This is a genomic window from Micromonospora trifolii (assembly GCF_022229005.1).
Taxonomy (GTDB): domain Bacteria; phylum Actinomycetota; class Actinomycetes; order Mycobacteriales; family Micromonosporaceae; genus Micromonospora; species Micromonospora trifolii.
The window spans coordinates 142,712-167,814 of record NZ_JAKKFD010000001.1 but is presented as its reverse complement, the minus strand read 5'-3'; the positions used below and the strand labels follow the sequence as shown (position 1 = coordinate 167,814).

21 protein-coding genes, 2 pseudogenes and 1 riboswitch are annotated in these 25,103 nt (G+C 72.6%); of the genes and pseudogenes, 12 read left to right on the top strand and 11 right to left on the bottom strand.

All coding sequences use genetic code 11. The features are described from left to right. Positions 1 to 226: 226 nt before the first annotated feature. Positions 227 to 1,195: a Gfo/Idh/MocA family protein gene (locus NIE79_RS00765; RefSeq protein WP_238676648.1), complete on the top strand. Its 969-nt coding sequence runs from the start codon at positions 227 to 229 to the stop codon at positions 1,193 to 1,195. Positions 1,196 to 1,251: 56 nt separating this feature from the next. Here the strand turns inward: NIE79_RS00765 and NIE79_RS00760 are convergent, their stop codons facing one another. From NIE79_RS00760 to NIE79_RS00750, 3 genes are all read right to left on the bottom strand, one after another. Then, on the bottom strand, positions 1,252 to 2,259 hold the full coding sequence (locus NIE79_RS00760) for an inorganic phosphate transporter (RefSeq protein ID WP_238676713.1): 1,008 nt from the start codon (positions 2,257 to 2,259) through the stop codon (positions 1,252 to 1,254). Between the two features lie 10 nt (positions 2,260 to 2,269). Next, complete coding sequence (locus NIE79_RS00755; RefSeq protein WP_053655020.1) at positions 2,270 to 2,896, bottom strand: DUF47 domain-containing protein; 627 nt, start codon at positions 2,894 to 2,896, stop codon at positions 2,270 to 2,272. A 128-nt stretch (positions 2,897 to 3,024) separates the two neighbouring features. Continuing rightward, on the bottom strand, positions 3,025 to 3,966 hold the full coding sequence (locus NIE79_RS00750) for a PPK2 family polyphosphate kinase (protein ID WP_238676647.1): 942 nt from the start codon (positions 3,964 to 3,966) through the stop codon (positions 3,025 to 3,027). A gap of 189 nt (positions 3,967 to 4,155) precedes the next feature. Here NIE79_RS00750 and sigJ point away from each other — a divergent pair, with 189 nt between their 5' ends. Next, positions 4,156 to 5,121, top strand: a complete 966-nt coding sequence (sigJ, locus tag NIE79_RS00745; RefSeq protein ID WP_238676646.1) for an RNA polymerase sigma factor SigJ — start codon at positions 4,156 to 4,158, stop codon at positions 5,119 to 5,121. A 25-nt stretch (positions 5,122 to 5,146) separates the two neighbouring features. Here sigJ and NIE79_RS00740 read toward each other — a convergent pair whose 3' ends face one another. Further along, a complete protein-coding gene (locus tag NIE79_RS00740; RefSeq protein ID WP_238676645.1) occupies positions 5,147 to 5,653 on the bottom strand; it encodes a DUF402 domain-containing protein in 507 nt (168 codons plus the stop codon). 103 nt (positions 5,654 to 5,756) lie between these two features. On the opposite strand from NIE79_RS00740, the pseudogene NIE79_RS34155 reads away from it, so the two are divergent. Together NIE79_RS34155 and NIE79_RS34150 are read left to right on the top strand one after the other, a co-directional pair. Then, positions 5,757 to 7,154 (top strand): annotated as a pseudogene (locus NIE79_RS34155) (ATP-dependent DNA helicase); the annotation flags it as partial. Between the two features lie 111 nt (positions 7,155 to 7,265). Continuing rightward, positions 7,266 to 7,961 (top strand): annotated as a pseudogene (locus NIE79_RS34150) (ATP-dependent DNA helicase); the annotation flags it as partial. Between the two features lie 4 nt (positions 7,962 to 7,965). Here the strand turns inward: NIE79_RS34150 and NIE79_RS00730 are convergent. Further along, entirely contained in the window at positions 7,966 to 9,330 is a 1,365-nt protein-coding gene (locus tag NIE79_RS00730) for an AI-2E family transporter (protein WP_238676643.1), read from the bottom strand. Positions 9,331 to 9,435: 105 nt separating this feature from the next. On the opposite strand from NIE79_RS00730, the gene NIE79_RS00725 reads away from it, so the two are divergent. Together NIE79_RS00725 and NIE79_RS00720 are read left to right on the top strand one after the other, a co-directional pair. Then, positions 9,436 to 9,774, top strand: coding sequence for a GroES family chaperonin (locus NIE79_RS00725; RefSeq protein WP_238676642.1), 339 nt, complete (start codon positions 9,436 to 9,438; stop codon positions 9,772 to 9,774). Between the two features lie 93 nt (positions 9,775 to 9,867). Further along, positions 9,868 to 10,035, top strand: a complete 168-nt coding sequence (locus tag NIE79_RS00720; protein WP_167362445.1) for a hypothetical protein — start codon at positions 9,868 to 9,870, stop codon at positions 10,033 to 10,035. 27 nt (positions 10,036 to 10,062) lie between these two features. On the opposite strand, the gene NIE79_RS00715 is transcribed toward NIE79_RS00720, so the two are convergent. Next, positions 10,063 to 11,553: a PrsW family intramembrane metalloprotease gene (locus NIE79_RS00715; RefSeq protein WP_238676641.1), complete on the bottom strand. Its 1,491-nt coding sequence runs from the start codon at positions 11,551 to 11,553 to the stop codon at positions 10,063 to 10,065. Positions 11,554 to 11,576: 23 nt separating this feature from the next. Continuing rightward, a riboswitch (SAM riboswitch) is annotated at positions 11,577 to 11,697 on the top strand. 46 nt (positions 11,698 to 11,743) lie between these two features. Here NIE79_RS00715 and NIE79_RS00710 point away from each other — a divergent pair. Beyond that, entirely contained in the window at positions 11,744 to 13,012 is a 1,269-nt protein-coding gene (locus NIE79_RS00710) for an aminotransferase class V-fold PLP-dependent enzyme (RefSeq protein ID WP_372471387.1), read from the top strand. A gap of 9 nt (positions 13,013 to 13,021) precedes the next feature. On the opposite strand, the gene NIE79_RS00705 is transcribed toward NIE79_RS00710, so the two are convergent. Then, entirely contained in the window at positions 13,022 to 14,257 is a 1,236-nt protein-coding gene (locus NIE79_RS00705; protein ID WP_238676640.1) for an FUSC family protein, read from the bottom strand. Positions 14,258 to 14,363: 106 nt separating this feature from the next. On the opposite strand from NIE79_RS00705, the gene NIE79_RS00700 reads away from it, so the two are divergent. Continuing rightward, positions 14,364 to 15,020 carry an HD domain-containing protein gene (locus NIE79_RS00700; RefSeq protein ID WP_238676639.1) on the top strand — a complete coding sequence of 219 codons (657 nt, stop codon included), beginning with the start codon at positions 14,364 to 14,366 and terminating at the stop codon, positions 15,018 to 15,020. Here NIE79_RS00700 and NIE79_RS00695 read toward each other — a convergent pair. Then, a complete protein-coding gene (locus tag NIE79_RS00695) occupies positions 14,992 to 15,276 on the bottom strand; it encodes a DUF4031 domain-containing protein (RefSeq protein ID WP_238676638.1) in 285 nt (94 codons plus the stop codon). The genes NIE79_RS00700 and NIE79_RS00695 overlap by 29 nt on opposite strands. 67 nt (positions 15,277 to 15,343) lie before the next feature. Between NIE79_RS00695 and NIE79_RS00690 the strand changes: the two genes are divergently transcribed. Next, entirely contained in the window at positions 15,344 to 16,744 is a 1,401-nt protein-coding gene (locus NIE79_RS00690; RefSeq protein ID WP_238676637.1) for an FAD-binding oxidoreductase, read from the top strand. Between the two features lie 10 nt (positions 16,745 to 16,754). On the opposite strand, the gene NIE79_RS00685 is transcribed toward NIE79_RS00690, so the two are convergent. Both NIE79_RS00685 and NIE79_RS00680 read right to left on the bottom strand, forming a co-directional pair. After that, a complete protein-coding gene (locus NIE79_RS00685) occupies positions 16,755 to 17,291 on the bottom strand; it encodes a hypothetical protein (RefSeq protein WP_238676636.1) in 537 nt (178 codons plus the stop codon). A gap of 88 nt (positions 17,292 to 17,379) precedes the next feature. Beyond that, the gene (locus tag NIE79_RS00680) at positions 17,380 to 19,194 is read right to left on the bottom strand and encodes a glycerol-3-phosphate dehydrogenase/oxidase (protein WP_238676711.1); all 1,815 of its coding nucleotides are present in this window, start codon (positions 19,192 to 19,194) and stop codon (positions 17,380 to 17,382) included. 185 nt (positions 19,195 to 19,379) lie between these two features. Between NIE79_RS00680 and NIE79_RS00675 the strand changes: the two genes are divergently transcribed. The 3 genes from NIE79_RS00675 to NIE79_RS00665 all read left to right on the top strand — a co-directional run bounded on the left by NIE79_RS00675 (position 19,380) and on the right by NIE79_RS00665 (position 23,258). Then, complete coding sequence (locus NIE79_RS00675) at positions 19,380 to 21,926, top strand: S8 family serine peptidase (RefSeq protein WP_238676635.1); 2,547 nt, start codon at positions 19,380 to 19,382, stop codon at positions 21,924 to 21,926. A gap of 69 nt (positions 21,927 to 21,995) precedes the next feature. Next, complete coding sequence (locus NIE79_RS00670) at positions 21,996 to 22,931, top strand: GNAT family N-acetyltransferase (RefSeq protein ID WP_238676634.1); 936 nt, start codon at positions 21,996 to 21,998, stop codon at positions 22,929 to 22,931. Between the two features lie 78 nt (positions 22,932 to 23,009). Further along, positions 23,010 to 23,258, top strand: coding sequence for a hypothetical protein (locus NIE79_RS00665; RefSeq protein ID WP_238676633.1), 249 nt, complete (start codon positions 23,010 to 23,012; stop codon positions 23,256 to 23,258). Positions 23,259 to 23,314: 56 nt separating this feature from the next. Here the strand turns inward: NIE79_RS00665 and groL are convergent, their stop codons facing one another. Further along, positions 23,315 to 24,937, bottom strand: coding sequence for a chaperonin GroEL (groL, locus tag NIE79_RS00660; protein WP_088950420.1), 1,623 nt, complete (start codon positions 24,935 to 24,937; stop codon positions 23,315 to 23,317). Positions 24,938 to 25,103 lie beyond the last annotated feature (166 nt).

The window sequence follows — 25,103 nt, the reverse complement described above, 5'->3', positions numbered from 1 at the left end:
GCATCCTTTGCTCTGCTTCAACCCAGGCAACAAAATTGCCCCGTCACTGTTGCGTCCGCTGAAGCAGAGCAAAGGACGTGGGTAAGAGGGGTCGGCACCGCGCGGGACGGGAAGCGGCAGGACGACAGGGGCGGCGGGACGGCCGAGAGCGCTCCGAGGCTCCGACGGATGAGATGGCCGGCGGCCGGGCGGCGGGCGGTTCACCTGGCTCGGCTAGCGTTCCGGCATGACTCGTTGGGGCATCCTGGCCACCGGCCACATCGCCAGCCGTTTCGCCGAAGACCTCCGGCTGGTGCCGGACGCCGAGTTGGTAGCTGTCGGTTCCCGCGCCGCGGAGAGTGCGCGGCGCTTCGCCGACACGTACGGCGCGAAGCGCGCGTACGGCTCCTGGGTGGAGTTGGCCGCCGACCCGGAGGTGGACGCGATCTACGTGGCGACCCCGCATTCCGCGCACTACGAGGCGGCGATGACCTGCCTCACCGCCGGGCGGGCGGTGCTGTTGGAGAAGCCGTTCACCCTCGACCTGGCCACCAGCACCGAGTTGATCGACACAGCCCGCGCCGCCGGGGTCTTCCTGATGGAGGCCATGTGGATGCGGCTGAATCCGACGATCCTGCGGGTGGTCGAGCTGATCGCGGACGGTGCGATCGGCACTGTGACCGGCGTCCGGGCCGACTTCGGGGTGGCCGGGCCGTTCCCGCCGGAGCATCGGATGCGCAACGCGGCGCTGGGCGGGGGCGCCCTGCTCGACCTGGGGATCTACCCGATCAGCCTGGCCCACCTGCTGCTCGGGGTGCCGCAGCACATCCGGTCCTGGGCGCAGCTCGGCCCGGAGGGGACGGACGAGAACACCGGCATGCTGTTCGGCTACGACACCGGAGCGCTGGCGACGCTGAGCTGCGGCATGGTCGGGTTGAGCGGCCAGACCGCCTCGATCACCGGCACCACTGGCCGGATCGACCTGCCGGAGCCGTTCTTTCGGCCGGGTTCGGTGACAGTGCACCGGGCCGGCGCCGAGCCGGAGACGATCGTCGCCGACGGGGCCGGCAACGGTTACCAGTACGAGGCGATCGAGGTGCAGCGCTGCCTGGCCGCCGGCCTGACCGAGAGCCCGGCGGTGCCGCATGCCACGACTCTTGAGGTGATGACCCTGCTGGACACGGTTCGCGAGCAGATCGGCGTGCGGTACGTCTGAACGGCGGAAGGGCCCCCGGCCACGGCGGGACCGTGGCTGGGGGCCCTTCCGGAAACTCAGCCGAAGAGCGGCCGGACCAGCAGGTACGTGACGCACGCGATCAGTGCGGCGGCCGGGAACGTGATGATCCAGGCGAGCACGATGTTGCCGGCCACGTTCCAGCGGACCGCGGAGAGTCGCTTGGTCGCGCCGACACCCATGATCGCCGAGGTGATCGTGTGGGTGGTGGAGATCGGGGCCTTCAACACCAGGGCGTTGAAGTAGAGCACAGCGCTGGCGACGGTCTCGGCGGCGAAGCCCTCCGGCGGCCCCAGGTCGATGATCTTGCGACCGAGGGTCCTGATGATCCGCCAACCACCGGCGTACGTGCCGAGGGCCAGCATCGTCGCCGAGGTCCAGAACACCCAGCCCGGAATGTGCGTCTTGCTCTCCTGGAAACCACCGGTATAGAGCGCCAGCACCACGATGCCCATGGTCTTGGCGGCGTCCTGCATGCCGTGGCCGACCGACATGGCGGCCGCCGAGGCGGTCTGCGCCCAGCGGAAGCCCCGGTTGAGTTTGCCCGGCTGCCCCTTCCGGAACAGCCACAGGATCGCCAGCATCAGCAGGTAACCGAGGGTGAGGCCGACGATCGGCGACAGCACCATCGGCAGCAGCACCTTCTCGCCGATGTTGACCCACTGCACGATGCCGCCGCTGGACAGCAGGGTCGCGCCGACCAGGCCGCCGAAGAGCGCGTGCGAGGACGACGAGGGCAGACCGAAGTACCAGGTGATCAGGTTCCAGGCGATCGCCCCGAGCACCCCGGCGAAGACCACGCCGAGGCTGCTCACCCCGGTGGGGAGGGTTACCAGGCCGTCACCGACGGTCTTGGCCACACCGGCGCCGAAGTGGGCGCCGATGAAGTTGCCGACCGCGGCGAGGCCGAGGGCGATTCGAGGGGTCAGCGCCCGGGTGGAGACGCTTGTCGCGATCGCGTTGGCGGCGTCGTGGAAGCCGTTGGTGTAGTCGAACGCCAGGGCTACCCCGATCACCGCCAGCACGGCGATGAGTTCGGGTGTCACAGTCACAGGTTCAGGACTCCTTGACCGCGATGGTCTCGACGGTGTTGGCCACGTGCTCGAAGGCGTCGCAGGCGGCCTCCAGCTCGTCGGCGACCTCCTTCATCTTCAGCACCGTCAACGCGTCGTACTCACCGGAGAAGAGGCGGACGAGCAGCTGCCGGTTGATCCGGTCGCCCTCGTTCTCCAGCCGGTTGCACTCGATCCAGTAGTCCTCGAGGTCCTTCATCGACTTCAGCCGGGGCATCGCGTCGGCGGTCAGCTTGGCCTGCTGGTCGAGCACGTTGACCATCTCGTGCAGCTCGCGGGGCAGCGCCGGAAGCTCGGTCAGCCCGTACAGGTAGAGCAGGTCGCCGACGGCTTCCAGGTGGTCCATCACGTCGTCCAGCAGCGAGCCGAGCCGGTAGATGTCCTCCCGGTCGAACGGGGTGATGAAGGTCGAGTTGATCTTCTTGTACAGGTCGTGGGTGATCTGGTCGCTGTCGTGCTCGACCTCGGTCAGCCGCTCGCTGACGGACTGCACGTCCACGCCGGGCAGGGCCAGCTCGTTGAGCAGCGCGGTGCCCCGGACCAGGTTCTGCGCGGCCCTGGTGAAGAGCTCGTAGAAGGCGCCCTCGGTGGGGCGGAAGGAAAACTTCACAGCACAGACCTCGTCGCGTCGGTGGAAGGGTGGCGGCGCCCAACGGGTGCCCGCTCGGTGAATGCTAGGAAACGGCCGAACCGGGAATTCGCCGGCCCACCCCTGGCCAGGCGTCATTCACCGGTCGTTCACCTGCCGTTCATCTCGGCCGTCCCACCCGCACCCGCTCCCCCAGCGAGGAGACGCCTCCGCTCCGCTGCAACGTCGAAATCGGCAGCCGGATACCCGAGATCGAGCGTGTCGAACGTCTCACGCAGCAGGTGGGCCACCGCCCAGTCCCGGTACCACTTGCGGTCCGCCGGCACCACGAACCAGGGCGCGGCGTCCGTGCCGCACCGACTCAGGGCTTCGGCGTACGCGGCCTGATAGTCGTCCCAGTGCCCCCGCGAATCGATGTCGGAGGGGTTGTACTTCCAGTGCTTGCGCGGGTCGGTGAGCCGGTCCATGAGGCGTTTGCCCTGCTCGGCGTACGAGATGTGCAGCATCACCTTGATCACGGTGACGCCGCCCTCGGTCAGCTCCCGCTCGAACGAGTTGATCTCGTCATAACGGGCTCGCCAGGTCGTCTCCGGCACCAGTGAGCCGACCCGGGCGATCAACACGTCCTCGTAGTGCGAGCGGTTGAACATCCCCACGTACCCCGGCGGCGGCAGCTCCCGGCGGATCCGCCAGAGGAAGTCGTGCCGCAGCTCCTGGCGGGTCGGCGGCCCGAACGAGCGGATGTGCAGGCCCAGCGGGTTCATCGCGCCGGCCACCCGCTTGATCGTGCCGTCCTTGCCGCCGCAGTCCATGGCCTGGAGCACCAGCAGCACCCGGTGCGCCGGCCGCTCCGACCCGGTCTTGGCCATCGCGAAGAGCATCTCCTGCTGCCGGCCCAACTCCTCGCCGACCAGCTCCACCTGCTCCCGCGCCCAGGTCTTGCGGTGCTCGCCGCGGCCCGCGGGCCCGGGCATGCCGGGCATGGACCGCGGGTCGATCGCGCCGAGATCCACCGGCGCGGTGACCCGCAGCAGTTCCCGCACTGAACCGCCGTCCGGTGCCACGATCTGCCCTTGCTGGGGTGCGCTCATGCACGGATCATCGCCCACCCGCAGCCGTTCCGCCCGCCGAGAGCCACCTCTGGACAGGGCCCGCTGATCGGCACCGCCGCACCCGCGCCGACGGCAGGCACCGGTCCGCCGGGCCGTATCGGGGCTGCCGGCGCGCCCGCTCGGCGGGAGGATGTAGGCCGGGACGCCGACCGGAAGGGGTGGTGGGTCGTGCGGGAGCTGGCGACGGAGTTCGAGGCCGAGCGGGGCCGACTGGTCGCGGTGGCCCACCGGATGCTGGGCAGCCGCAGCGAGGCGGAGGACGCGGTGCAGGAGACCTGGCTGCGCTACGCCGGGGCGCTGGCCAGCCCGGCGGCCCGCGCCGAGATCCGGGACCTGTCGGCGTGGCTGACCACCACCTGCGCCCGCATCTGCCTGGACGTGCTCCGCTCGGCCCGGGTCCGCCGGGAGGCGTACCCGGGGCAGTGGCTGCCGGAGCCGGTGGTGAGCCTGTTGGGCGGCCGGCCGCCGGCCGACGGCTACGCGCCCGACCCGGCGGAGCGGGCGGTTCGCACCGACGAGGTCGGCACGGCGCTGCTGGTGGTGCTGGAGCGGCTCGCGCCGGAGCAACGGGTCGCCCTCGTGCTGCACGACGTGTTCGCGCTGCCGTTCGCCCGGGTCGCGGGGGTGCTCGGCACCACCGAGGTGGCGGCCCGGCAGCTCGCCTCCCGGGCCCGACGGGCGGTCACCTCGCCGGACGTACCCCGGCACACCGCCGACCCGGCCGAGCAACGTCGGGTGCTCAAGGCGTTCGTCGCCGCCACCGAGTCCGGCGAGCTGGACCAGCTCCTCCAGGTGCTCGCACCGGACGTGGTCTTCGTCGGCGACTCGGGCGGGCACTTCCCGGCAGCCCGTCGGCCGGTGCTCGGCGCGGACGCCGTGGCCCGCCTCACGCTCGGTCTGTTCGGCCGGACCGGCCGGTACACCGACCGGGTGCTGGCTCGGCCCGTGCTCGTCGACGGCATTCTCGGCCTGCAACTGGAGACCTCGCACAGCGACGGCCGACCGATCCGCCTGGTCACCGCGTTCACTGTCGACCAGGGCCGGATCACCGCGATCTACAACCAGCTCAACCCGGAGAAGCTGACCGACCTGCCGCCGCTGGACGCCGACGACGGCTGGCCGCCACGCTGGTGAGCGAGCCCGGCCCGGGCGTGCGGCCTCAGACCACCAGTGCCAACCACTTTCGGTACGCGGTGGCGAACGGCTCGGTGCCGTCGCCCAGGGCCCCGAACAGCCGCTGTGCGGCGGCCTCGGCCTCGGCCACCACGTCGTCCGGGTAGCCGAACCGGGCCCGGTGCTCGGCGAACTCGTCCTCGTCGAGCAGCTCCACCAGGCCGGTGGCCCGCCGCCGGACGACGTCCAGATCGAGGTCGATCAGGTGGACGGTGTCGTCGGACTCCCAGCGGGCCGGGGTCGCGATGTCGCAGTAGACCTCGCTGGTGCGGGGCGGGGGGTTGAACATGGCCGTCCACCAGGCGCGATGTGGCACCAGCAGCACGAACGGGATCTTCTCCACCGAGGGCCGGCCGTGGTAGACCGACTCGGTGCCCTCGGGCACGCCGAGCCAGACGCCGAGATCGTCCTCGGTGAGCCGGCGGGCCGGGTAGTCACGGTGGGCGCTGCCGTCGTACTTGCGGTAGATCACGCGGACCATGTCGCTCGGCATGATTCGCACCCTAACCGATACAGCCCAACGCGTCGTAGCGCGGCCGTAACCGGACGGGGTCGGCCGCAACGCCACCCCGGTCGGCATTCGCGCCACGCGGCGGATGGGCGCTGTCGGTGTCGGCGGCGCCGGGTACCGTCGCACGGTGACTCCGCCCCGCACCGCCACCGGTTCCGCCACCCCGTCGGCTCGGGCCAAGAGCCGGCGGCGGGGCGCCCGGCCCAGTGGCACCGAACTGCTGGCAGCGGCGGTCGGCGCGGTGCCCGGCGGCGCGGAGCGCCCCGGCCAACTACAGATGACCACGGCGATCGAGGAGTGCGTGGCCGGCGGCGAGCACCTGCTCGTGCAGGCGGGCACCGGCACCGGCAAGTCGCTCGCCTACCTCGCGCCGGCGCTCACTGTGGACGGCCCGGTGGTGGTCTCCACCGCCACCCTGGCGTTGCAGTCCCAGCTGGTCGACCACGACCTGCCCCGGCTCGCGGACGCGGTCGAGCCGGTGCTCGGCCGGCGGCCCACCTTCGCCGTGCTCAAGGGCCGCCACCACTACCTCTGCCTCGCCCGACTGGACAACTCCACCGAGGAGGAGCCGGAGGACACCCTCTTCGACGCCCCCGCGGCACGCCCGGGTGGCGGGACGAAGTGGCTCGGTGAGGCGGGCCGGCTGGGCAAGCAGGTCGAGCGGCTGCGCGACTGGGCCGAGAAGACCGCCACCGGCGACCGGGACGAACTGGACCCAGGCGTCGACGACCAGGCCTGGCGGCTGGTGTCGATGCCGGCCCGCGAGTGCGTCGGCGCGACCCGTTGCCCGTTCGGGCAGGAGTGCTTCGCCGAGGCGTCGCGGGCCCGCGCCCGGGAGGCCGACATCGTGGTGACCAACCACAGCCTGCTCGCTGTCGACATGCTCGCCGACCGGCACATCGTGCCGCCGCACAAGCTGCTCATCGTCGACGAGGCGCACGAGCTTGCCGACCGGGTCTCCTCCGCCGCACAGGCGGAGCTGGTGCCGGAGCTGATCGACCGGACCACCCGGCGGGCCCGTACGCTGCTGCGCCCGGAGACCGCCGAGGCGCTCACCGCCGCCGGTGACGCCCTGGCGGTCGGGCTTGCCGAGGCGCCGGCCGGGCGGATCACCTCGGGGCTGCCGACGCCACTGCGGGAGGCGTGCACGCTGCTCGACGCGGCGACCCGTTCGGCCCTGGACGCGATCGGCGACGTCAAGTCCGACGACCCCGACCCGGTCCGCAAACAGCAGGCCAAGGCTGCCCTGGACGAGCTCTCCACCACCGCCCAGCGGCTGCTGGAGGAGGGCGACCACGACGTGGCCTGGGTGGAGAAGAACGACAGCGGCAACCGTCGGGCACTGGTGGTCGCGCCGCTGTCGGTGGCCGGCACCCTCGCCACCCACCTGTACGACGAACGCACCGTCGTGGCCACCTCGGCGACCCTGGCGCTGGGAGGCCGGTTCGACACTGTCGCCCGCGCCCTCGGGCTCGACGCGCCACCGCCCGCCCCGCCGACCCCCGCCGCGGCAGCGCTGGCCGCCCGCACCGGCCCCGGCCGGCCGGCCGCCGAGGCGCCGGGTCGCCGCCTCGCTGGCGACGTCACAGCCAACGCCGTCGTACCGGCCACCGAGGGCCCCGGCTGGCGGTCACTCGACGTCGGCTCGCCGTTCGACTACGCCCGACAGGGCATCCTGTACGTCGCCGCGCACCTTCCCCGCCCCAGCGTCTCCGGGCTGCCCGAGGCTGCCGGAGAGGAGCTGCTCGGGCTGGTCGAGGCGCTCGGTGGTCGTACTCTCGGGCTCTTCTCCTCCCGGCGGGCCGCGCAGCAGGCGGCGGAGCTGTTGCGCGCGCGGACCGACCTGCCGGTGCTGCTCCAGGGCGAGGAGGCGCTGCCGCTGCTGGTGCGTCGCTTCCGCGAGGAGCGCGCCAGTTGCCTGTTCGGGGTGATGTCGCTCTGGCAGGGGGTGGATGTGCCGGGTGACGCCTGCCAGCTCGTCGTCATCGACCGGCTGCCCTTCCCCCGCCCGGACGAACCGCTGGCGGCGGCCCGTGCGGCGGCGGTGGACGCTGGCGGCGGCTCCGGCTTCTCGGCGGTCAGCGTGCCGATCGCGGCGGTCCGGCTGGCGCAGGGCGTGGGCCGGCTGATCCGGGCGACCGGCGACCGGGGCGTGGTCGCGGTGCTGGACTCCCGGCTGGAGACGGCCCGAGGCTACGGGCCGTTCCTGCGCCGCTCACTGCCCCCGTTCTGGTACACGACCCGCCCCGAGGTGGCCCGAGGCGCCCTGGAACGCCTGGCCAAGGCCTGACGCGCTAGGGGGCCTGGGAGGCGACGACCACGGCGTCGGGCGGGGTGTCCGGGACCCTACGGGCGGCAAGCCGGCGGACCGCGGTGTTCAGCACCGCGATGAGCGGCACGGAGACCAGCGCGCCGGTGATGCCGGCCAGTACGACACCGGCGGCGATACCGATGATCACCGCGAGCGGGTGCAGGGCGACCGCCCGGCCCATGATCAGCGGTTGCAGCACGTGCCCCTCGATCTGCTGCACGCCGATCACCGCGCCGAGGATGATCAACGCGGTGACCGGGCCGCTGTCGACGAGGGCCACCAGCACCGCCACGCCGCCGGAGAGCGCCGCACCGACGATCGGGATGAACGCGCCGAGGAAGACCAGCGCGGCCAGCGGGAAGGCGAACGGAATGTCGAAGACGACCAGGAAGATGCCGATGCCGACAGCGTCGATGAAGGCGACCAGCACTGTCGCGCGGACGTAGGCGCCGAGCGTGTGCCAGGAGGCGCGACCCGCGTCGTCGACCTTCCACCGGGCGGCCACCGGCAGCAGCCGGACCAGGAAGCGCCAGATCCGGTTGCCGTCGCGCAGGAAGAAGAACGTCGCGAAGAGCACCAGCAGCGTGCCGGTCAGCACCTCGGCCAGCGTCGCGGCGGTGCTCAGCGCGCCACTAGTGAGATTGGAGGTGTTGGAGTTGATCCAGGCCTGCGCCTCGTCGATGTACCTGTCGAGCTGGGTGTCGGAGAGGTGCAGCGGGCCCGTCTTCAGCCAGTTCTGGATCTGCCGGACACCCTCCGACGACTTTTCGCTCAGCTCCGGTACGCCACGAATGAACTCGTTGACCACAAGCGTCAGCGTGCCGATCACCGCGACCAGGCCGCCGACAAGCACCACCGCCGTCGCCAGCGACCGAGGAAGCCGGGCCCGCAGCAGCCAGCCCACCGCCGGGGCGAGCAGCGCGGAGAGCAGCAGCGCGATGGCCAGCGGAATGATCACGATCTTGATCGTGCCGACGATCCGCAGCAGGGCCCAGGCCACCACACCGATCACGATCAGTCGCCAACACCACGCGGCGGCGATCCGCAGCCCGTGCGGAACGTCGGCGTCGTCCCGGCTGGAGGTGGAGCTGTGCAGGTCCACCGGAGATTGCGCGCCGTAGACCGTGGCGCTCGGCGGCGCGGTCGGCCCCGGCACGGCCGGCGACGCCACCCGGGCCGCCTCCGACGCGTCGTTCAACGCGTCACCCGAGGGGCCCTCGTCGACGCGCGCCGACTCCTGTCGTGACTGGTAGGCGCGGCGAAGCCGCCCGCGTACCCGCTCGAAGCGGCTCAAGCGCACCTCCTGGCAGAAAACCCGGCCCGCCAACGGCGACAGGTCGGACAGCATACGTCCGTTCCCGACACCGTAGGGCGGTTCCGCCACACAATGCCCCGACCACCTCCGGCGTAACCGTCGGCAGGCCACCGTCGGCCACACGGTAGCGTCTGCGGCGTGACCGTCGACAACGATCTCGACGCCGGCCTGCCGATCCGCCTGCTGCACGACCGCGTGCTGGTGCGGATGGAGGGCAGCGAGGGCGAACGCCGCTCCACCGCCGGCATCGTCATTCCGGCGACCGCCGCGGTCGGCAAGCGCCTCGCCTGGGCCACAGCGGTCGGGGTGGGGCCGAACGTCCGCGCCATCGTCTCCGGCGACCGGGTGCTCTTCGACCCGGACGACCGCTCCGAGGTCGAGCTGCACGGCCGCGGTTACGTGCTGCTGCGGGAGCGGGACGTGCACGCCGTGGCCGCCGAGCGCATCGAGAACGACTCGACCGGCCTCTACCTCTGACGCACCTCCCCCGGCCACCAGGCCCCGTCGCGCACCGTTTGCCCAGCCGCACGACGGGAAGCCATCCGGCGACCGTGGCCCTGGGGAGGGACGATGCCAGTATTCGTGAAGAAGCTGTTGACCTGGGGCAGTGTCGCGTTCCTGATCTACTTCATGGCCTTTCGGCCGGACGGCGCCGCGCAGATGTTCCGAGGGATCGGGGCCGCGCTGATCGCGATGTTCCAGGGCCTCGGTGACTTCCTCACGTCGCTGCTGGCCTGAACCGCACCGCCGACCAACCCGCAGCTGTCAGGGGTGCGTCGGCGGCCAGGGCGACGCCGGGCGCAGGCCGGGCCAGCCGGACGGGGCGTACCCCACCGGGGCCGGGGCGGGAGCCAACACCACCGGGATCGGCACCACCGGCTCGTCCGGTGCGTCCACGGCGCGCTGTGTGCCGTCCGGAAAGCGCAGGTGGTAGCGGCTGCCGTCCCAGACCCCCGCCGGGGCCTGCGGGTCCCGACCCACGAAGAACGACCGGTACTCGGTGATCGCGTCCAGCAGCTCCCGCTCCTCGCGGGCGGTCCGCTCCTGGTCGGCGGGTTTGCGGTCCAGGCCGCGCAGCGCACCGTCGCGTAGCAGGGCCAGCCGGGTGGCGGCGGACTGGTAACCCCGCATCGCCCCCACCCCGGCATCGCCGGCCACCCTCCGCGCCCAACTGCGGGCGGCGTGCCGTCGGCCGAGACTGCTCAGGGCGGCCACCTCGGGCGGGCTGAGCCAGCCGGCGCGGACGTAGTCGGGCAGGACCCGCTCGGTGAGCCGCCCCTCCCAGGCGCGCAACCACAGCGCCAGCCCCACGGTGCCGAAGAAGACCGGCACCATGAGGCCCAGGAAGCCGTACAACATGATCATGGCCTCGCCGGTGGCCTGGGTCAGCGTGGGCAGCAGGTTCCACGTGCCGTGCAGCATCATCGCCAGCAGCAGGCCGGCGATCGGGGCGAGCACCCGGATGCGCCGATCGGCCGTCCGGGAGGCGATACCCAGCCCCACACCGGTCATCGAGGTGAAAAGGGGATGGGCGAACCCGAACAGCAGGATCCGTAGGATGAAGATCGCGATGACCTGCTGGATGCCGGTGGCCGGGCCGTACCGGTCTGCGCCGGACGCGTACCCCAAGCCGCCCAGGTAGAGAATGTTCTCCACCATCGCGAAGCCGACCGCGCTGAGCCCGCAGTAGACCAGGCCGTCGGTGATCCCGGACCACTCGCGGCGGCGGAACACCAGCAGCAGGATCGGGCCCAGCGCCTTGGTCAGCTCTTCGATGAACGGCGCCACCAGCACCCCGGTGAGCGCATCCGGCAGGCCCACGGCCGCGAACTGTTCGGCGCCGAACCTGTTCACCTTGAGCGAGGCAGCGGTGGAGACGAACGCCCCCCAGGCGAAGCAGAAGATCAGATACTTCAGCGGCTCGGGTTCGTACCGGTCCAACCAGAGGTAGCAGGCGACCAGCACCGGCACCGGCAGGATGGCGGCGGCCACCCCGATCAGCAGCGCCTGCAGCCCGAGATCCTGACCGATCTCGTTGACAGTGAACGTCGCGCATCCGGCGATGAACAGCACCACCCCGGCCAGCACCAGGAACCGCCGCCAGCCCAGTCGGCGCAGCGGCATCCGGGGCGTCTCACCCAGGGGCGGGACGGCGGGCGCAGGCGGGGCGGCGGGCGACGGCGGCAGCGGTGAACCGGGCGGGGTGTCGGCCATGCGGTCAGCGTAGCCATCCGCCGCCGGCTGGTTCGGGCGCATCGGTAGCCGCTATGCTGCCGGCAGGTCACGAGCGCCAGCGTCAAGCCCCGGCTTGCTGGCCGGCAACCCTCGTCGAGTTCGCGGTGGGGTGCCCCGGGTGATGACCGGGCCCAGCCCGATCGGTGTGCTGGGCAAGCGCGGACCCCGTCCCGATGTCGCACCCGGGGTCCCTGACCCCGGAGGTTCCGGCGTGTCCGTCACTCTCGTCCCCTCGCTGCCCAGCCTGCCCACAGTGCCGTCGGCGCAGTCCGCGCCGCTCGACGTCCTCGGCGTGCCCGGGGAGATCAACCTGGACTACGCGGCCAGTGCGCCGTGCGCGCGGGCCGCCGCCGACGCGGTGGCCGAACTGCTGCCCTGGTACGCCAGCGTGCATCGCGGGGCGGGAGCGCTGTCGCGGCGCTGCACCCTCGCCTACGAGCAGGCCCGACAGACGATCGGCGACTTCTTCGGCGCCCGCGCCGACGATCATGTGATCTTCACCCGCAACACCACTGACGCGCTCAACCTGCTGGCGCGGGCCGTGCCGGCCGGCACGACTGTGGTCACGTTCGCTGGCGAACACCATGCCAACCTGCTGCCCTGGCCGCGCGGGTCGGTGCGGCTGCCGGTGCCCAGCGACCCCGCCGGGGCGGTACGCGATCTCGCCGCCGCCCTCACCGAGCTGCGCCGGGGCAGCAGCCCCGCGCTGCCGGTGCTGGTAGCGGTGACCGGTGCGAGCAACGTGACAGGTGAACGGTGGCCGGTCGCCGAACTGGCGCGGGTGGCCCACCGGCACGGTGCCCGGATCGTGCTCGACGCCGCGCAGCTCGCCCCGCACGCCCCGGTCGACCTGCTCACGCTCGACGTCGACTACCTGGCCGTGTCGGGCCACAAGCTGTATGCGCCGTTCGGCGCGGGCGTGTTGATCGGCCGGGCCGACTGGCTGGACGCGGCCCCGCCTTACCTGGCCGGTGGTGGGGCCACCAGCCACGTCGGGCCGGCCACCCACGACGTGACCTGGGCAACCGGTCCGGCCCGACACGAGGGCGGCACCCCGAACCTGCTCGGCGCGGTTGCGCTGGCGGCGGTGTGCAAGGCGCTCGACGAGGCGGACCAGGGCGCGCTGGCCGCCCACGAGCAGGCCCTGCTGGCCCGGCTGCGGGGCGGCCTCGCCGCCCTGCCGCACGTCGTCGAGCTGCGCACCTTCGACCCGGACGCGCCCCGGGTCGGCATCGTCTCGTTCGTGGTCGCCGGCTGGGACTCCACCGAGGTGGCCACGCGGCTGGCCGCGGAGCACCACATCGGCGTACGGGACGGGTTGTTCTGTGCCCACCCGCTGGCCCGGCGTCTGCTCAGCGAGGCGGCGGGGCGGACCGGCCGACGGGACCTGCCGCCCACCGCGCTGCGGGCCAGCATCGGGCTGGGCAGCACTGCCGCTGAGGTGGACCGGCTGCTCGCGGCGCTGGCCGAGCTGGGCTGAGGCCGGCGTTCAGCCGACCGGCGGGGCGGTGGGTGGCTTCGGTGTCTCGCCGGGCTCGGCGGGCTCACCGACCGGCCGCTCCTGCTCCCCGAAGGCGGTGCGGATCCACCGGTTCGCCTCCTCCTGCTCGATGCCGGAGGCGACCAGCAGATCGCTAGCGGTGGTGCGGATCTGGGCGACCACCACGCTGCCGGAGAATCCCACCCCGGCGCCATACGCCCGCCCGGCCTCGCTGACCGCCCGCAGTGACCGCTCCCGGGCCTTCTCCGGCTCCTCACCGGCGGCGAACTCGTGCTTGAGCAGCCGGACCGACTCGGCGAGGTGGCCGATCGCATCCGGCATCGGATCGGGCACCGGTTCCTCGTCCTCGATCAAGGTGACGGACCGGCGGATCAGCGTGCCGCTGTTGCGCATCGCCCTGTCGATCGGGTCGGCCGCCTCCGCGTAGTGGGTCAGCTCGTCGCGGCGGTGCCAGCGGGCCGGGGAGAGGGTGGCGGTCTCCTTGGCTCCCTCGATCGCCTCGCCCAACGTGGCCAACTCCTCCTTGTTGTTGCGCAGCCTCTCCAGCGCGCCCTGGATGGCAGCGCGGTTCCGGTTGCGCAGGCCGTCGGCGGTGGCGTCGAGTTGGGCGGCGAGCAGGTCCAGGGCGGGTCGGGCCGCCCGGTTGATCACTCGGAGTGGGTTCAGAGGCAGCAGCACCGCCGTGACCAGCAGCGCGATCCCACCGCCGAGGAACGCGTCGACGAAGCGGGGGATCTCCAGGTTCTGGGTCGACGGGCTCAGCGTCACGATCAGCACCGCCGTGGCCGCCGCCTGGATGACGATGGCCACGCTCGCTCCGGCGAAGATGGTGAGCAGGATGGCCACTGTGACCACCAGGCCGAGCTGCCACGCCCCGGTGCCGAGCAGGTAGATCAGGAGGTCACCGACGGCCACCCCGACGCCCACCCCGACGATCAGCTCCACGGTCCGGCGGAACCGCTGACCGACCGACGCGGCCAGGGTGCCGACCGCGGAGATCGGCGCGAAGACCGGTTGCGGGTTACCGAGCAACTTGTGCGAGATCAGGTACGCGAGCCCGGCGGCCAGCCCGGCCTGCACGGCGAGCCCGCCGGCCATCCGTACCCGGTGCAGTCGGTCGTGCAGGGTGGCCCGGCCACGGTGGCGCAGCTGTTCGGTGGCCTCGGCGATCCGCGCGCCGTCGATGTCCACCAATCCGTCGCGCAGCGCGGTACGTCGCACCATCGGAGGTCGCTTGTCCCGGGCCACGGCCATGGGCGCGACTACCCGTGGTGGGCCCGCTGAACCCTCCCTTCCCGCGCGTCGTGGGCGCATGCGGCAGACTCGGGCGGTGGTTGATCTGTTGGACCGGTGGCGGGCGGCGGCCCGGGGTGCCGGCGCGAGGCCCGACCCGGACACGACCCGGGCCGGTGAACAGGTGATCGCCCGCTGGCGGGAGCCGCACCGCCGCTACCACACGCTGGCCCATCTGACGGCGGTGCTCGACGTGGTGGACCAGCACGCCGACCTGGCCGCTCGGGCCGACGTGGTCCGGCTGGCGGCCTGGTTCCACGACGCGGTCTACGACCCCCGGGCCGCTGGCGACACCAACGAACGGGACAGCGCCGCACTGGCCGAGAGCGTGCTCACCGGGCTCGGGGTGCCGACGCCCACGGTGGCCGAGGTGCACCGGCTGGTGCTGCTCACCGCCGGACACACTGTGACGCCGGGCGACCGGGACGGGGTGTTGCTGTGCGATGCGGACCTGGCAGTGCTGGCCGCGCCGCCGGCCCGCTACGAGCGTTACGCGGCGGCGATCCGCCAGGAGTACGCCCACGTGCCGGAGCCGGCCTTCCGGGCTGGGCGGGCCGCCGTGTTGACCGGCCTGCTGGCGCTGCCCGCGCTGTTCCGGTCGCCGCCGCTGGCGAGCCGGTGGGAAGAGCCCGCCCGGGGCAACGTGCGCCGCGAGCTGGCCGCGCTCACCGGGGAGCCGGAGACCGCGGGCTGACCAGGTGCTTCGGCCGACGCAGCCCGGCGGTGCGGAGTAACCGGACCAGCTCCCGGCTCGGCACCACCTGGGCACCGAGCCACACCGCCGCCGCGAACCGGTCGGCCGGGATGTCGTAGTGGTCCCGGTCGAACCCGCGCCGGGGCGCGCCGAGCGCTTCGGCGAAGGCGTGCAGCTCGGCGTATGAGACGTCACTGATCAGGTGCGACCAGAGCCGACCGCGCCACGGCCAGGCCGGCCGGTCCAGGTAGAGCATGGGCCCAAGTTATCCCGCCCAGTCGATCATGTTGATGATCGCCGGTCGGCGACTTAGCCTCGGTCGCATGGCCCCCACCGCGCTCCTCGACGACCTGCGCGCCGCGCTCGGTGACGACGCCGTGCTCACCGACCCGGACCTGCTGCGCATGCACCAGCGGGACGAGGCCGACCTGTGCGCGGCCGGCGTCCCGCTGGTGGTGACCCGCCCGCGCGACACCGAGCAGGTGGTCGCCGTGGTCCAGGCGGCGGCGCGGCACGGCGTACCGGTGGTGCCGCAGGGCGCGCGGACCGGGCTGGCCGGCGCGGCGAACGCTGTGGACGGCGCTGTGGTGCTCAGCACCGTCGCGATGAACGAGATCCGGGAGATCGACCCGGTGAGCCGGATCGCCGTGGTCCAGCCGGGCGTGGTCAACGCGGCGCTGGCCGGGGCGGTGGCCAGACAGGGCCTCTGGTACCCGCCGGACCCCGGCTCCTGGGAGTCCTCCACCATCGGCGGCAACGTGGCCACCAACGCCGGCGGCATGTGCTGTGTGAAGTACGGCGTCACCACCGAGTACGTGCTCGGCCTGGAGGTGGTGCTCGCCTCCGGCGAGGTGCTGCGCACCGGCCGGCGTACGGCCAAGGGGGTGGCCGGCTACGACCTGACCCGACTGTTCGTCGGTTCGGAGGGCACCCTCGGCGTGATCACCGAGGTGACAGTGGCGCTGCGCCCCGCCCCGGCCGACTCACTGACCCTGGTGGCGGTCTTCGGATCGACCGCAACGGCCGGCGCGGCGGTGGCCGAGATCGCGGCTCGCGGGCTCACCCCCAGCCTGCTGGAGATGCTGGACCAGACCCACCTGCGGGCGATCGAGGCGTACCAGCCGATGGGGTTGCGGACCGACGCGCAGGCCCTGTTGCTGGCCGCCGCCGACACCGGCTCCCGGGCGGCGGACGACCTGGCCGTGCTGGCCGAGGTGTGTGAGGCCGTCGGCGCCGACGAGGTCTACGCGGCCACCGACGCGGTGGAGGCGGCGGCGCTGCTCCAGGCTCGCCGGCTGGCCCACCCGGCCATGGAGAAGTTCGCGGCGGACACCTACCCGGGCGGCAACGGCGGTCTGGTGATCGACGACGTGGCGGTGCCGCGCGGCGCGCTCGCGGCGCTCCTGGACGGGGTCGCCCGGATCGCGGCCGAGTGCGAGGTGCCGATCGGCGTGGTCGGGCACGCCGGGGACGGCAACATGCACCCGAACATCGTTGTCGACCGGGCCGACCCGGCGAGCGTGCAACGGGGTCGACGGGCCTTCGACGAGATCATGCGGCTCGGCCTGGACCTGGGCGGCACGTGCACCGGCGAGCACGGGGTGGGGCTGCTCAAGCGGGACTGGCTGGCCCGGGAGATCGGGCCGGTCGGTGTCCGGGTCCATCAGGCGATCAAGTTGGCGCTCGACCCGGCCGGCCTGCTCAACCCGGGCAAGGTGCTCTGACCGGCTGCGGTCAGCCCTTGACCTCGGCCGGGGTCGCCTGGGTGAGCAGCAGCAGGATCTCCCCGGCGACCGGCGTGAGTTCCTCGCCCGGGCAGTCCTGCGAGGTGATCAGCCCGGTCGAGGTGATGAGGCTGGACGTCAGCGCGTCGATGCAGGTGGTCCGGTACCGCCGGGCCTGGTCGGTCTCGTCGGCGAGCGCCGGGTTGGCGAGCAGCACCTGGAGCCGTTCGGTCAGCTCCGGTGCGAGGGTGCCTCGGGAGGTCACGCCGTCGCCGGCGCAGTCGACGCACTGCCACGCGCCGTTCCGTTCGACGCTCAGGGTGCGCATCGGCCCGTCTTCGCCGAGCCGCTGGAGCAGGCTGACCTGGCCGGCGGCGACAGTGGTGGGGATCTCCAGCTGCGAGCCGCCACCTGCCGTGCCTGCGGTCGGTTGCGTCACCGGGGTGCTCGGCTTGTCTCCGTCGAAGAGGGAGCACCCGGTCAGGGCGCCGACGAGCGCGACGGCGAGCAGGGGTGAGAGCAGACGAGGGCGCGCGCGGCGTAGCACGCGCGGAAACCTACCCCACCGTAGGTAGCGTTCGAAACCACCATCCGGGCCGGTATCGATGGTTACCCATCGGTAACGTCGCAATTCGTCATCGAGCGGACGGGCGCAGCTCCGCCTGATCGTCGTCGCCCCGGTCGGCCGCGTAACCCCGGACGTCCGGAGCGCCGAGCCGGGCCGCGTCGGCCGCCGCGTCGTCCGGCATCAGCTGGGACTGCCGCTCCGCCTCCACCCGGGCCCGGTAGTGCTCGACCTCGCGTTCCCGGGTGGCCGCGTCCCACCCGAGCACCGCGCCCATCAACTCGGCGGTGTGCTCCGCCGACTCCAGCCCCCGGTGGCTGGTCTCGAACGAGATCCGGGTCCGCCGGGTCAGCACGTCCTCCAGGTGCAGCGCGCCCTCGGCCCGCGCCGCGTAGGCGACCTCCGCCGCCAGGTACTCCGGAGCACCGGCCAGTGGAGACGCCAGCAGAGGATCGGCGTCGACCAGCGCCAGCAGGTCCAGGGTGAGAGTGCCGTACCGCTCCAGCAGATGCTCCACCACGCCCACCGGCACGCCGTGCCGGCGCGCCAGGTCGGCCCGGTCCCGCCACATCGCCGGGTACCCGTCGGCACCGAGCAGCGGCAGGTCGGCGGTACGCGACGAGCGGGCGCCACCGAGCCGGCGAGCGGCCCGGTCGACCACGTCGGACGCCATCACCCGGTACGTCGTGTACTTGCCGCCGGCGACCAGCAACAGCCCGAGCATCGGCTCGAAGACCGCGTGCTCCCGGGAGAGCTTCGAGGTCGAGTCGGCCTCGCCGGCCAGCAGCGGCCGCAGCCCGGCGTAGACCCCCTCGATGTCGGCGGTGGTCAGCGGCCGCTCCAGCACGGTGTTGACCTGCTGGAGGAGGTAGTCGATGTCGCGGGCCGAGGCGGCCGGGTGGGAACGGTCCAGCCGCCAGTCGGTGTCAGTGGTGCCGATGATCCAGTGCCCGCCCCACGGGATGACGAAGAGCACCGAACTCGCCGTACGCAGGATGAGCCCCGTCTCGCCGGTGATCGCCGAGCGGGGCACCACCAGGTGCACCCCCTTGGAGGCGCGCACCCGGACGCCGGGCCGCAGGCCCACGTCGTTGAGCATCCGGGACATGTCGTCGCTCCACACGCCGGTGGCGGCGATGACGGTGCGGGCCTGCACCTCGAACTCCGCATCCGGCGAGCCGAGCGGTGCCTCCAGGTCACGGACGCGGACGCCGGTCACCTCGCGCGCCTGACGGATCAGCCCGACGGCGCGCGCACTGCTCACCACTGTGGCGCCGAGGCTGGCCGCGGTGCGCGCCAGGGTGACCACCAGCCGGGCGTCGTCGACCTGCCCGTCGTAGTAGCGGATCGCCCCGGCCAGCGCGTCGGCCCGCAGACTCGGGAAGATCCGGCGAGCGCCCTCCCGGGTCAGGTGACGGTGCAGGGGCATGCCCCGGCCACCGCCGAAGACCCCGGCGAAGACGTCGTACGCGGCCACCCCGGCGCCGTAGTACGAGCGGCGGAAGACCCGGGCCGGCAGGTCCCGCAGACCCCGCCCGGCCGGCAGCGGCACCATGATCGGCACCGGGCGTACCAGGTGCGGCGCGAGCCGGGTGGCCAGCAGGCCGCGCTCGGTGAGCGCCTCGTGGACCAGGTGGAACTCCAACTGCTCCAGGTAGCGCAGGCCACCGTGGATGAGTTTGCTGGACCGGCTGGAGGTGCCGGCAGCGAGGTCACGCGCCTCGACCAGCGCCACCTTCAGGCCCCGGGACGCCGCGTCCAGAGCGGCACCGGCTCCGGTCACCCCGCCCCCGATGACCAGCACGTCGAAGCGCTCGGCACGCAGTCGACGCAGGTCGGACGCACGGCGGACCGGTGAGAGCTGACCGGCGACGGATCGGGAGATATTGGGGTCGCGCACCCGTCCACCGTAACCGCCGAGCCACAGTGTCGACATTCGCCGCCCGCTCCGCACCGCACCTACCTGCTCCGAAGCGCACGACACGTCTCGCCACGATCTGCCCGGATCTGCGAAGCCCCGGAACCCGACGCTCAGGTCGAAACCCTTCGTCGTGGTCGTAAGGTTCTCGGATGCACGGTCAACCTGCGCAACCCGGTTTCAGCGACAGCAGTTCCCCGTGGCCGGTCGTCGCTGCCGTGCTGGTCGGCTGCTGGACGGTCGCGATCACCGTGGGCACCCAGACCGGTGGCTGGCTCACCGACCAGGTGCTGCTGAGCTTCGGACGGGACCGGCTCGGCTGGCTCTGGCCGGTGCTCGGCCTGGCCACCGTCGTGCTGGCCGGCACGCCCGCCCTGCTGCTGGCCGTCCTGCCCCGGTCGGCCGCGGTCCGGGCCACCGGGCGGGCCTGGCTGATCGGAGCACTCGCGCTCGGCGTGCTCACGGTGCTGCGGGTCGTGCCGCCGGTGCATCACGAGGCGTACCTCGCCGCGCTGGCCGGTGCGGCGCTGCTCGGCGCGCTCGCCGTGCGCTGGTCGGCGCGTCGATGGGCGTACCCCGGGCTGGTTGGCTCGGTCGGCGGCCCGGCACCCACCGGAGACGGCGACGACGCCACGCGGCCCGAGGCCACCGGAGACGGCGACACCAGGCCGCCCGCAGCCACCGGGAACGCGGAGCCGGTCGGGCGGCGGCGGAGGTTGCTCGGGTTCGGCCCGGTGCCGCTGCTCGCGGTCGCCGCCGGGTTGGCGCTGCTGCTGCCGTGGGCCTGGTTGGGCGCGCTCGGCGGTTTCCTGGAGACCGCGCTCGCACTGCTGGCGGCCGCCGCGCTCGGAGTGCTGGCCGCGACTCTGCTGGACGCCCCCTTCTGGGCCCCGTTCGCGGTTGGGCGACCACCCCGGCCGGCTCGGCTGGTGCTGGTCGGCGGATTGGTCGCCGGGGTGGCGCTGCTGCTGCTCGCGGCCGGGACCGGCCAGTCCGGCGCGCAGTTGCCCGCCCTGCTGACAGTGCCGCCGGTGGGTTTCGCGCTGGCCGCGCTCTGGGCCGCGACCTGGCGGCCCACCGCCGACCCGGCCGAGGCCACCCGCGCCGGCCGAACGGCGACCGGCTGGCTCGTGGGCCTGGCCGCGCTCGGCCCGCTGGCCTTCACCGACCCGGAAGAGATCAGCCTGCTGCTGGTCGGCACCCGGGACATCCCCTTCTGGGTGGCGGCCGCCGCCGGCGTCGGGCTCGCCGTCGCGGTCCTGGTCGCCATCGGGTACGCGGTGCTGCTCGCCCGGCCGACGGCGCGCACCCCGAACAGGCGGGTCGCCGCGGTGGCGGCCGTGGTGCTGCTGGTGACGTTCGGCGTGGTCGACCTCGGCCCCGGCCAGCCGGGCCTGTACGGCGAGCGGCTGTTCGTGGTGCTGCGCGCGCAGGCCAACCTGAGCGATCTTCCGGCCGCCGCGCCGGGCCGGGCCGGGCGCGACGCCCGCGCGGCGGAGGTCTACCGGCGGCTGGTGTCGACCGCCGAGCAGAGCCAGGGCGACCTGCTCCGGGGGTTGAACCGGCTGCGCCTCGACCCGGTGTCGTACTACCTGGTCAACGCGGTCGAGGTGGACGGCGGCCCGGCGGTGCGGGCCTGGCTCGCCCGCCGACCGGAGGTGGCCCGGGTGCTGGTCAGCCAACGCCTGCGGCCACTGCCGGCCCCGGCCGGGCAGAGCCGGGGCACCGCGCCCAAGCCCACCGGCCCGCAGTGGAACATCCTCCAGATTGGCGCCGACCGGGTGTGGTCCCAGCTCGGGGTGACCGGCACCGGCATCGTGGTCGGCAGCTCCGACTCCGGGGTGGACGGCGGCCACCCCGCGCTGCGAGCCGGGTTCCGTGGTGGGGACGACTCCTGGTACGACCCGTGGGACGACACCCGGAGCCCGACCGACCAGGGCGGGCACGGCACCCACACGGTGGGCAGCGCGGTCGGGCGGGACGGCATCGGGGTGGCACCGGACGCGCAGTGGGTGGGCTGCGTCAACCTGGACCGCAACCTCGGCAGCCCCGCGCACTACCTGGACTGTCTCCAGTTCATGTTGGCGCCCTTTCCGGCCGGCGGCGACCCGTTCACCGACGGCCGTCCGGAGCGCGCCCCGCAGGTGCTGACCAACTCGTGGGGCTGCCCTCCCATCGAGGGTTGCGACCAGCGCGTCCTGCGGCCGGCCACCGCCGCCCTGGACGCCGCCGGGATCTTCGTGGTCGCGGCGGCCGGCAACACCGGCCCGTGGTGCGCGTCGATCGACGATCCGCCCGCCCCGTACCCGGACGTGCTGACAGTGGGCGCGGTGGACGCCCAGCGGCGGGTCGCCGAGTTCTCCTCGCGCGGGCCGGTGACGGGTGGCTCGGGTAAACCGGACGTGCTGGCACCGGGGGTGGGAGTGGTGTCGGCCATGCCGGGCGGCACGTACGCCGCGCTGGACGGCACGTCGATGGCGACCCCGCAGGTGGCCGGGGTGGTCGCGCTGATGTGGTCGGCGAACCCGGCGCTGGTCGGCGACGTGACCCGGACCCGGCAGATCCTTCGGGACACCGCCACTGCGGCCACGCCCACCTATCGCTCCGACAGCCCCTCGGACGCCTGCGGTTCCCCGTCGAACGTCACCGGTGCCGGGCAGGTCGACGCCTACGCAGCGGTTCGCGCCGCCCAGCAATAGGCAGGTTTCCTTCCTGAAGTGCTGAGCCGGGGGTGCGACTCGACACCCGGTGATCTAGGGTCGGCGACCATGGACGCCGAGATCACCGTCACCGAGCTGACCGCCGACCTGGCCCCCAGCGTCGTACAGCTCTGCCAGCAGGCTCTCGACCTGCCCGAGGACGCCGCCGAGGCGGCCGCCATCGTTGACGTTCTCTGGAACCGGGCCACCGCCGACCGGCCGGTGGTCGGGCTGGGCGCGTACCGGGGTGCGGACCTGGTGGGGGTGCTGATCTGCTCGGTGTCGTCGATCGAGCCGGGGATCGGGCACGTGGACCTGGTAGCGGTCCATGCGGAACAGCGGCGTCGGGGCGTCGGCCGGGCGCTGCTCCAGCAGGCCGAACGGGTGCTCGCCGAGCGCGGGGCGACCGAGGTCCTGCTGGCCGGGAATCCGCCGTACTACGCGTGGCCGGGCATCGACGTCCGCTACACGCCGGCGGTCTGCGCCGCCCTCGCGCTCGGCTACCAGCAGGACCGGACCGCCTGGAACATGACCGCGGACCTGTCGTACGACGGGTCGCCGGCACTGCGGTCCACCGAGGCGACCGAGCGGCGACTGGCCGACCAGGGCGTCACAGTACGCCGGGCGGAGCCGGCGGACCTGCCGACGCTGACCGCGTTCGCCCGGTCCACCTTCGGCGGAACGTGGGACGGCGAGCTGGCCGGGTCGGTGGGGCGCCCCGACGCCGGTTGCCACCTGGCGGAGCGGGACGGCGAGGTGCTCGGCTTCGCCGCTTACGGGTCGTCCCGGCCGAGCTGGTTCGGGCCGATGGGCACCGCGCCGGCCGCGGAGGGGTCGGGCATCGGTGGGGTCCTGTTGCGGCGTTGCCTGCGCGACCAGCGGGCGGCGGGGCTGGACCGGGCACAGATCGGCTGGGTGGGTCCGGTGCCGTTCTATTCGGGCAGCGCGGGTGCGTGGATCGAGCGGGTCTTCTTCCTGTACCGGCGAACCGTGACCAGGGCATAACTGGGGCAAACAGGACATAGATCCATTCGCCCGCATCGGCCATCGACGCCCCCTACCGTTTCGGTAGAGGAGGCAGCCATGACCACGGATGACAACCAGACCGAGGACGGCACGCCGATCACCTGGAAACCGGTGGGTGAACTCCCCGGCCAACTGCCGTTCGACCGGCTCGACTACGGCGACGCCGAGCAACTGGCCGAGATGACCACCGACGGTGAGCCGTCGGTGGTCGAGGAGCCGCAGGAGATGGTGGACGCACCCATCCAACTGCTTCCGCCGTACAACCGGGCACACAAGCGGCGCAACCAGCGCCCACTACCGACCTGACGACGAACGGGGCGGACCGCGTCAGCGGCCCGCCCCGTTCGGTGTCGGAACTGGACTCAGAAGTCCATGTCCCCGCCACCCGGGCCAGCCGGGGCAGCCGGGTTCTTCTCCGGCTTGTCCGCGACAACGGCCTCGGTGGTGAGGAAGAGCGCCGCGATGGAAGCGGCGTTCTGCAGCGCCGAGCGCGTGACCTTGGCCGGGTCGATGATGCCCGCGGCCAGCAGGTCGACGTACTCGCCGTTGGCGGCGTTCAGACCGTGACCCGCTTCGAGGTTACGGACCTTCTCCACCACGACGCCGCCCTCAAGGCCGGCGTTGACGGCGATCTGCCGCAGCGGGGCGTCCAGCGCGACCTTGACGATGTTCGCACCGGTCGCCTCGTCGCCGACCAGGTCGAGCTTGTCGAAGGCGGTCTTGCCGGCCTGGACCAGCGCGACGCCACCACCCGGGACGATGCCCTCCTCGACGGCGGCCTTCGCGTTGCGAACGGCGTCCTCGATGCGGTGCTTGCGCTCCTTGAGCTCGACCTCGGTGGCCGCGCCGACCTTGATCACCGCAACGCCGCCGGCCAGCTTGGCCAGCCGCTCCTGCAGCTTCTCCCGGTCGTAGTCGGAGTCGCTCTTGTCGATCTCGGCCCGGATCTGGTTGACCCGGCCCTGGATCTGCTCGGCGTCACCGGCACCGTCGACGATGGTGGTCTCGTCCTTGGTCACCACGACCTTGCGGGCGCGGCCCAGCATGTCGAGGCTGGCGGCGTCGAGCTTGAGGCCGACCTCCTCGCTGATGACCTGGCCACCGGCGAGGATGGCGATGTCGGTCAGCATGGCCTTGCGGCGGTCACCGAAGCCCGGCGCCTTGACGGCGACCGACTTGAAGGTGCCACGGACCTTGTTGACCACCAGGGTGGCGAGAGCCTCGCCCTCCAGGTCCTCGGCGATGATCAGCAGCGGCTTGCCCGACTGCATGACCTTCTCCAGGATCGGGAGCAGGTCCTTCACCGACGAGATCTTGCTGTTGGCGATCAGGATGTACGGGTCGTCGAAGACGGCCTCCATACGCTCCGGGTCGGTCATGAAGTAGGCCGAGATGTAGCCCTTGTCGAAGCGCATACCCTCGGTGAGCTCCAGCTCAAGCCCGAAGGTGTTGCTCTCCTCGACGGTGATGACGCCTTCCTTGCCGACCTTGTCCATCGCCTCGGCGATGATCTCGCCGACAGTGCTGTCGCCAGCGGAGATGGAGGCGGTGGAGGCGATCTGCTCCTTGGTCTCGACGTCCTTGGCGAGCTTGGACAGCTCCTCCGAGACGCTCGCGACAGCGGCCTCGATGCCCCGCTTCAGGGCCATCGGGTTGGCGCCAGCGGCCACGTTGCGCAGGCCCTCGCGAACCAGGGCCTGGGCCAGGACGGTCGCCGTCGTCGTGCCGTCACCGGCAACGTCGTCGGTCTTCTTGGCGACCTCCTTGACCAGCTCAGCGCCGATCTTCTCGTACGGGTCCTCGAGCTCGATCTCCTTGGCGATGCTCACACCATCGTTGGTGATGGTGGGGGCACCCCACTTCTTCTCGAGCACGACGTTGCGGCCCTTGGGGCCGAGGGTCACCTTTACGGCGTCGGCGAGCTGGTTCATGCCCCGCTCGAGGCCGCGGCGCGCCTCTTCGTCGAACGCGATCATCTTGGCCATACGGCGTTGTCCTCCTGGACACTCACGGGCCACCCGAGATGTGTGCCCCGGATGGGCCGCCTGGTGTGCGCACCTTGGGACGTCGCCACCTGGCGACGACGACGTCCTTCGGCCGGGCCGGATAGCCCGCGACGACCGGCCATGTGCCGCCCCGGCGTCTCCACGC